The 576-nt window shown below is 55.0% G+C and carries 1 pseudogene; it reads left to right on the top strand.

Features of this window, described 5'->3' with window-relative positions:
* Positions 1-6 precede the first annotated feature (6 nt).
* A pseudogene (locus tag RZA33_RS19325) lies at positions 7-576 on the top strand (IS630 family transposase); the annotation flags it as partial.

Genomic DNA, 576 nt, shown 5'->3' with positions numbered 1-576 from the left:
CCCCTCATGACAAGGCTCTTTATCGCACTCACACCTAATGAGCAGCAGGTGCTAAGTGAGGCCTACCAGCGTGGCGAGAAGCGGGCGCTGCGCCGGCGAGCGCACGCGATTTTGCTTAGCCACCAAGGTTACACGATCGACCAGATCAGTAGCATCCTGGCGGTACAACGCAATGCCGTGGCGGGCGCCCGCCTGTCCTGACCGAGGACGACCGTGTCTGCCTACAGCAGCTGGTGGAAGAACACCCCCACCAATTACCTGTGTTGCAGGCACGTTTGCAAGAAAAGACAGGCAAGGCGTTCAGTCGCTCCACACTGCGTCGTGCGTTAAAAAAAACGGCAATAGCTGCAAGCGAGTCCGACACTCTCTAAAAGGCTTGCGTGACGAAACTGACTTTCGTAACACGCAAAGCATTCTTAAAGAGCTTCAGACATGGGAAGACAATGACGAATGCGAGCTTCATTACTTTGATGAAGCAGGTTTTTCGCAGGCATCGTCACTTCCCTACGCCTGGGGGCCGATTGGCAAAGCCTGGGAGATACCGTCCTACCCCCACAGCAAGCGGTTAAATGTGTT

This window comes from Halovibrio sp. HP20-59 (assembly GCF_033052795.2).
Lineage (GTDB): Bacteria > Pseudomonadota > Gammaproteobacteria > Pseudomonadales > Halomonadaceae > Vreelandella.
Note: the sequence above shows the minus strand (reverse complement) of the source record. Positions and strands in the feature narration are given on the sequence as shown.